3 protein-coding genes and 2 pseudogenes are annotated in these 7,227 nt (G+C 71.0%); 2 read left to right on the top strand and 3 right to left on the bottom strand.

The features are described from left to right. Positions 1 to 214: 214 nt before the first annotated feature. Positions 215 to 4,942, bottom strand: a complete 4,728-nt coding sequence (locus AB0947_RS42530; protein ID WP_366755720.1) for a DUF6531 domain-containing protein — start codon at positions 4,940 to 4,942, stop codon at positions 215 to 217. Between the two features lie 127 nt (positions 4,943 to 5,069). Between AB0947_RS42530 and AB0947_RS42525 the strand changes: the two are divergent. Both AB0947_RS42525 and AB0947_RS42520 read left to right on the top strand, forming a co-directional pair. Continuing rightward, positions 5,070 to 5,243: pseudogene (locus AB0947_RS42525) on the top strand (transposase); the annotation flags it as partial. Positions 5,244 to 5,833: 590 nt separating this feature from the next. Further along, entirely contained in the window at positions 5,834 to 6,376 is a 543-nt protein-coding gene (locus AB0947_RS42520; RefSeq protein WP_366755719.1) for a DUF4232 domain-containing protein, read from the top strand. 27 nt (positions 6,377 to 6,403) lie between these two features. Here the strand turns inward: AB0947_RS42520 and AB0947_RS42515 are convergent. After that, positions 6,404 to 6,695: pseudogene (locus AB0947_RS42515) on the bottom strand (IMP dehydrogenase); the annotation flags it as partial. A 217-nt stretch (positions 6,696 to 6,912) separates the two neighbouring features. Next, positions 6,913 to 7,128 carry a hypothetical protein gene (locus tag AB0947_RS42510; protein WP_366755718.1) on the bottom strand — a complete coding sequence of 72 codons (216 nt, stop codon included), beginning with the start codon at positions 7,126 to 7,128 and terminating at the stop codon, positions 6,913 to 6,915. Positions 7,129 to 7,227 lie beyond the last annotated feature (99 nt).

Raw genomic sequence — 7,227 nt, 5'->3', positions numbered from 1 at the left:
CCTGGGCCGTGGGGGTGCCGCGGCGTGGGTGCAGCCGGGTGGCGGTGCGGCGCAGCCCGGCCAGTTCGGGGACGACCGCTTCGACGTCGGTGGGGCGGGGCGGGGTGGTACGGGGCATCAACCGGGGCTTCCTGAAGGAGTCGGGTGGGTCTGGGCGTCAGGGCCGGGGCCGCAGGGGGACTCTACCGAGGCGGGGTGTCCCTCAGCCTCCCGGTCAGGGTGTCCATCCGGGTATGGCGGTGCGTACCCCGGCGGCGGGGTTGTCGAGCCAGCCGGTCAGTTCGAATCCGCGGTTGCCGTGGGCGGCGTACTCGAGGCGGATGGGGATCGGGTTGGTCCCCTCATAGATCGGGGTGATGTCGTACTGCACGATCTCGCCCCGCCTCACCGCCTCGTAGATCGGCCCCTCGACCATATCGCGCTGGTAGGGCGAGTTGGTGGGGTTGTTCGTCTGCGTCACCAGGTTGTGCCGGGCGTTGTGGTGGGTGCCCGCGCCGCCGAGGCGGTTGGCGAGGAGGTGGCCGCGGGCCTCGTTGAACGCGTTGCCGTTGCCGCGCCAGCCGGGCGGCCGGGTGCCGCCCGCCTCGGTGCCCGTGTCCAGCATCTCGGGGCGGATGCAGGCGGAGACGCCGGTCGGGCGGCCGAGGTGGTCGTGCGGCTTGTAACGGATGCTGCCGCCGCGTCCGCCGGCTCCGTCGGTCCAGGTGTAGTGCTCCTTGCGGCACGGGGCCAGGCCGATCGGGTCGTACAGGTCCAGCGGGTTGTCGACGTAGGCGACCGGGTTCGGCGCGGGCAGCAGGCCCAGTGGATCAGGGCTGACGTACCGGGCGGTCTCCGGGTCGTAGTGGCGGAAGAAGTTGTAGAAGAGGCCGGTCTCGGGATCGGAGTACTGGCCCGGGTGGCGCAGCGGGGTGTGGGCGGTGGCGTCCGGGTTGACGGCTGTGGTGCCCCAGACGGTCGCGCGGCTGCGCCAGGCGATCGTGCCGCTGTCGTCGACGAGTTCGGTGGGAGTGCCGACCAGGTCGGTGACGATGGCGAAGAAGCGGGAGGCGACCTCGTGGTCGGACAGCGGCTTGCGCTCGTACTGGGCCAGCGGTCGGAAGCCGTCGTGCTCCCAGGTGAGGGTGATGCCCGCGGTGGTCGACGTCTGCTCGGCCAGCCGGGTGCCGTCCCAGGTGAAGCGGGTCTCGTCCACGGCTCGGCCGGCTTCGTCGAGGCGGTACTTCGCGGTGCGGCGGCCCAGCGGGTCGTAGCGGTAGTGCCAGACAGCGCCGTCCGGGGTGACGCAGGAGGTGAGACGGTCCTCGGCGTCCCAGGTGTAACGCCATACGTCGGGCTTGCGGGACACCCGCTGTTTGACGCGTTCGACGAGGCGTCCGGCGGCGTCGTAGCGGTAGTGGGTGTGTCCGGCGCGCAGCACGCGGGTGCCGGTGTAAGTCCGTTCGCCGCGAGCGGCCGGGTCCGCGGCACGCTGCGGCCACTGGGCGGTGCGCACGTTGCCCGACGCGTCATAGGTGTACGTCTCCGCACCGGCGGGCCCTTCGGCGCGCAGCGGTCGGCCGGCCGGGTCGAGGGCGTACGTGGTGCCCTGCCCGGTGACCTCCTCGTGCACTGCGGTCAGGTGGCTGTCCGCCCGGTAGGTGTAGGTGCGGGCGCGGACGCGGCGGCCCGGCCGGGCGGTGAGGCTCTGGTGGGTGAGCCGGCCTACCGCGTCCCAGTCGGAGAGGAGGTGCAGGCCGGTGCCGAGGGTGCGCTCGGTCTCGCGGCCGAGGAGGTCGTGGCCGAAGGTCAGGGCGTGCCGGCCGTCGACGGTGAGGGATATTCGGTTGCCGACCTCGTCCCAGCCCGATTCGGTGCGCGCCCCGGAGGGCGTGGTACGCGATATCCGTCGGCCGGCCGCGTCGTAGCCGAGGCGCAGGGTTGCGCCATCCGCTGTTTGGGTCAGCAGCCGTCCGGCCACGTCGTAGGAGAACTCCAGCGCGCAGTGCGGGCTTGTGGCCGCTGTCAGCCGGGACGCGGTGTCGTAGGAGAACGTGGTGCGGGTGCCGCCCACGGTCTTCGTGGCGAGCCGGCCGTTTACGTCGAACTCGTATCCGACCTCCTGGCCGGCCGCGTTGGTGCGGCGGACCAGCTGCCCGGCTGGGTCGTAGAAGCAGCGGCGGGTGCGGCCGTCGAAGTCGGTCTCGGCGACGACCCGGCCGGCGGGATCGTACGCGTAGGTCCACCTCAGTCCGGCGGGATTGACGACCTGGACGAGGCGTTGCTCGGTGTCGTGGACGAAGGTGTGGGTGCGGCCGTCCGGGGTCGTGCGGGTCCGGACCAGGTCGAACGGGCCGAAGGTGGTGCTGGTCTCGCCGCCGAGCGGATCGGTGTGGCGGACGCAGTTGCCCTCGCCGTCCCACTCCCAGCTCTCGCTGCTGCCGTCGGGCGCGGTCCGGGTGAGGAGCCGGCCCTCGGCGTCCCAGGTGAGGCGGCTGATCGCGCCGAGGGCGTCGGTGACCTCCACTGGCCGGCCGAAGGCGTCTCGGCGGCAGGCCGTGCGGGCACCGCGCGCGTCCTGCACGGCCACCGGGAGCCCGGCCGCGTCCGCCTCCGTTCGCAGTGTCGCCCCGAGCGGGTCGGTGATGCTTGCCAGCGCACCGGTGGGGTGGTGGGTGAAGCGGTGCACGGCGCCGTCCGGGCCGATGACAGCCGTACGGTTACCGCGCTCGTCGTACTCCTGGCGGGTCTCGGCGCCGTCCGGCCCGGTGAGGGCGACCGGCAGGTGCCGGGCGTCGTAGGCGACGCGGGTGACGGTGCCGTCGGGCGCTGTGAGGGCGGTCAGGTCACCGTCCGCGTCCCAGTCCCAGCGTGTGGTGCGGCCGAGCGGATCGGTGTGGGAGAGCAGGTGGTCGTGTCGGTCCCACTGCTGGGTGGTGGTGTGCCCGAGCGGGTCGGTGATCGCGATGATCTGGCCGCGGCGGTTGGCGCGGTAGAGCGTGCGGTGCCCGAGGGAGTCGGTGTATGTGACGGTGCTGGTGCCGTCGTCGTGCGGCTCGCCGTAGGTGATCGTGGAGTTGAGGATGCCGTCGGTGCCGTGGGTTGCGATGACACGGCCGGCGCTGTCATAGGTGTAGGTGAACGCGGTGCCGTTGGAGTCCCGCCAGCCGGTGAGGCGGTGGGCGGCGTCGTAGGTGAAACGGGTGGCCGCGTCCACTGCGTTGCGCACCTCGGTGAGGTCACCGGACTCGTCGTCGTAGCGGAAGGAGCGTACGCGTAGCGGCTGCGCCTCGGTGAGGACGGCCAGCGTGGTGATCCGGCCGCCCTCGGAGTCGACGCGGACGCGGTAGCCACCGCTGTGGGTGGCCGTGACGGGCGTGTCGTGCTCGTCGCGTTCGACGGTGACTGTGTTGCCGTTGCGGTCCTCGATGCTGACCAGCCACCAAACGCCCTCGCGGGAGGCGGCCTGCTCGAACTGGCGTATGAGACCGCTGTGCGGATCCTCGATGGTCAGGACGTAGCCGCTGCCGCGTGTGACATACGTCAGCGGCAGCCGCACGCCCTCCGCGGGGGCGACGCGGTCGCCGGGCAGGTCGGGCAGACGCGGGTAGGCCAGGGCCGAGCCGTCCTCGCGGTACCACCAGTAGCCGCCGAGCGCGTCGTCCTTCTCCAGGCGTTCGTCGAGCGTTGAGGCCCACGACGGGCCGAACGAGCGCCCCGCCTCGTAGTCGGACAGGTGGGTGCGGCGCAGGGTCAGTGGCAGCACGCCGGGCAGGTCGACATCGACCTGGGCGAGGACCATCTGGCCGGTGGCCATGTCGACCGGGTCGCCGCAGGTCTCCTTGGCGTCCAGTTCGCGGGCCTGCCGGGAGAGTGTCGCGGAATCGGTTTTCAGCCCGAGGTCCGGCTTGCGGCCGGAGGCCGGCACGCCGTGGTGGCCTGAGCCGCCGCCCGCATCGCCTTGGTTGATGTGGATGTTTCTGGCGCGGTCGCCGACGCCGATGTCGTTGTGCCTGTGCAGGCGGGAGGTGGCCTTGACCCGGTCCGGGACGGTCTCCGTGATGTGCTTGGTGATCTTCTTGAGGGCTTTCTCCGAGCCCTCGAGCGCGCCGTGGAGCACACTGTCGAAGGCCTTCGTGAACGGGTCACGCCCCTTGCTGCGGCCGAACCGGTCCTTGGCCCTGCCCAGGGGACTGGACGAGGCGAGATGCAGCTCGTTTCCGTGACGGGAGACCTTTCCAGCCCCGTCCTCGAACTCGGCATGATCGATGCGGGTCCGCTTCTGTGGGCCACCGCCCCCACCCAGATCGCCGCCGGCCGAGGCGAGCTGCATTCCCCCGTGCCCACCCTTGCCGCCGTGCCCGCCGCTTCCGGCGTCGCTCGGCAGGGAGAACGCGCCCTCGGCCAAGTCGAGGACCATGTCCTCGACCATCGCCTCCAGCTTGGCGTTGACCGGCTCGGTGACCTTCGCGATCACCTCATCCACGATCCGGTCCACCGCCTCGTCGATGATCCGCTTGACCGCCTGCCGCATTGCCGTGATCTCAGCCGCACCCAGAACTGCGGACAGACCGCCGGTCACCCAGGCGAGACCGATGGACAGGCCCACCGACCCGGCCATGACGGCGAGTTCGGCCTCTGCCTTGGTCTTCATGCCGAAGATGATGTCCGCGAGCACGTCGCAGGCATCAGCGAACAGCCGTGCAAGCTCCGGGAGTTTTTCCAGGTGGCTCGCCTTCACCTGGTTCCAGTGCTTCTCGAACGCATCGACCGCCCAGCCCTCGGACGAGGACAGGATCCGTGAGACCGCCGCGTGTGCGTCCCCGCCGTGCCCCTCGAACGTCTCCGCGAACTCCCGCATGGCGTCCGCCATTTCACGGTAGTCGTCCTCGTCGACGTTCGGGAAGTTGATCCCGATGAAGTCCAGGACTTCGTCAAGCCAGCCCGGGATCGTGTAACCCATCCCCGTTCCTCTCCCCCGTGTTCACTCCCAGCCCACGGGCACACAACCGGCCCGTTGGCGATCAAGAACCCTAGTAGACGGGAAAGACAGCAAGCCACCAGGAAGCAAGTCAGCCTTACATCTGGTTCTGCTTCCGGACCGGGAAGCATCCAGCCTGGCTGCCTGGCTCGCCCAGCGGCCCGGCATCGAGGCCATCTGCCGGGACCGCGCGCCGTTCTTCGCCGAAGGCGCCTCGGCCGGAGCGCCGCAGGCGGTTCAGGTCGCAGACAGGTGGCATCTTCGGCACAACCTGAGCGAGGCCGCCGAGTGGAGCGTCGCCCAGCACCGCCGCTGCCTGCACGTCCTGTCGCCTGCAACGCTTGCCGGAGGATCCATCCGGCGACGGGGCGGGGCGAGGGCGGTCGGGCGGTCACTGGCCGTTGCTCGGTGCGCTTACGAGCTCGCCGAGCAGGCCGGGCGGGTCCTGAAGCAGGAGCGCGAACGCAACGCGGGTGGCCGCGCCACGCATGTTCGTGCGCACCGCGGCCAGGAGCCGGCCGCGGTCCAGGGCAGCGAGCAGCAGCGGATCGGGTCCGCCCCTCTCCAGCCAGGCGGCGGCCGGTAAGGGGCGTTGCGGGCCTGAGTGCGTACAGCTCGGGGTGGGTGGCGGTAATGGCGGTGGCGCGTCGGTGCGGGAGCGGCAGGTGCGCGCCGATCACGGTGACCGCCTCGTTGGCGCCGCGGGCGGCCAGGTCGCTGGCGAGCAGGCGGAGGACGCCGGGCATCGCGCCGTCCGCGGCGGAAAAGGTTGCCCGGCGCACCGAACCTCCGCCGGACAATCAGCGTCTCCAGGTGCGGGGGTGCGCACTGACCTCGCGCACCGAGTCGTATTCGAGGGGAACCGAACACGTCATGAAGACCACAATGACCACCGTCGCCCTTGCGGCGATCGTCGCCGCCGGCACCGCCGTCGCCGCCGTCCCGGCCTCGGCCGCCACCACCAAGGCCGCGCCGACGCGTTGCCACACCGCCGACCTGAAGGCCGGTTTCGCCACCGGGGGTGACGCGAAGCCGGAGATGGGGCGGGCCGGGAGGCAGACGCAGGCGTTCATCTGGTTCACCAACAAGAGCAACCGCACCTGCACCCTGTCCGGCTTCGCCGGTGTCGACATGGTCGGCGCCCAGAGGACCGACGGCACCTGGTCCCTGGTGCGCTCCTCCAAGAAGCCCACGAAGATCACTCTGGGCCGGGGGGACACGACGGACTTCAGCATCGACCTGCTCCCCGTTGCCAGGTCCACGCCGCAGAAGGAGAAGTTCGTCCCCGCGAAGTTCCTGGTCACCCCGCCGAACGAGACGAAGCACTTCACCCTGAAGTGGCCGTTCGGCGGCCAGATCCTGAAGCAGGACGGCGCCACCCACCCGGGCACCTACCTCAACCCGGTCGGACAGTAACCCCCCGCAGCCGCGCGGTCGGAGCTCCAGGAGAGCCTTGACCGCGCGGCGCTCGTCCATCGCCTGGTAGCCCTCGGCGACCCGGTCAAGGGCAGGTGAGGTGGAAGACCCTGCCCGGTTGGATCCGGCCGGGCAGGTCGCGGTCGATCAGGTCGGGCAAGAAGCCGCCGACGAATGCCGGGCCGCCGCGCAGGCCGACCTGAGAGAAGAACAGCTCCTGCCCGTCGACGGCCACCTCGTGCGGGACGCCGACGTTGCCACCGGGGCGGGACGAGTGCGGGGCCTGCCGCGTGGACCCGGCGGTGCCGACACGCTCCACACTCCCCGGCTGCCGGACGCAGTCCGCAGGCCGTGGAACGTGAAGAGGACGCGCTGCGCGCGGCGACCGCAAGAGACCGTTGCCCCTGCGGCTGTCGGACACGCAGCGCAGGACGACGCCCCGGACCGGACATCACGGTGCGAGGAAGACAACCCCGCTGCGGTCTTCCTGCATCCGGGCCACCCGGACAGCAGTGCCGAAGGCGATGCCACGGAAGTCACTCCGCCTTCACCTGCTCGACTGGAATGATGTCCTCCTGCGCCGCAGCGCTCAAGTGCGCCTTGACGCCCTTCTCCCACACGACGGCCGGCACGCAGGGACGGGAGATCCACGCGTCGAAAAAGACCGCCTGGGCGATCTTGGCCTCGCCCTCATGCGCCATGATCCGCTTCCGGGCCTGCGCTTTGTCCTCGCGAGCCGGAACGCGATACATACGTCGGGTCTGGAGACAAGCGCCGCTTGTCTCCAGACCCCCACGGGGCGGGCGGGCTCCGCTCAACAGGGCTGGGCGGCCAGTGCCGCGACACCGGGG

It is taken from the genome of Streptomyces sp. NPDC047841 (assembly GCF_040704085.1).
Lineage (GTDB): Bacteria > Actinomycetota > Actinomycetes > Streptomycetales > Streptomycetaceae > Streptomyces > Streptomyces argyrophylli.
Note: the sequence above shows the minus strand (reverse complement) of the source record. Positions and strands in the feature narration are given on the sequence as shown.

Bases quoted from the DNA above. Each gene is read 5' to 3' on its own strand.
- AB0947_RS42530 (WP_366755720.1), bottom strand. From the start codon at position 4,942: ATGGGTTACACGATCCCGGGCTGGCTTGACGAAGTCCTGGACTTCATC.
- AB0947_RS42520 (WP_366755719.1), top strand. From the start codon at position 5,834: ATGAAGACCACAATGACCACCGTCGCCCTTGCGGCGATCGTCGCCGCC.
- AB0947_RS42510 (WP_366755718.1), bottom strand. From the start codon at position 7,128: ATGTATCGCGTTCCGGCTCGCGAGGACAAAGCGCAGGCCCGGAAGCGG.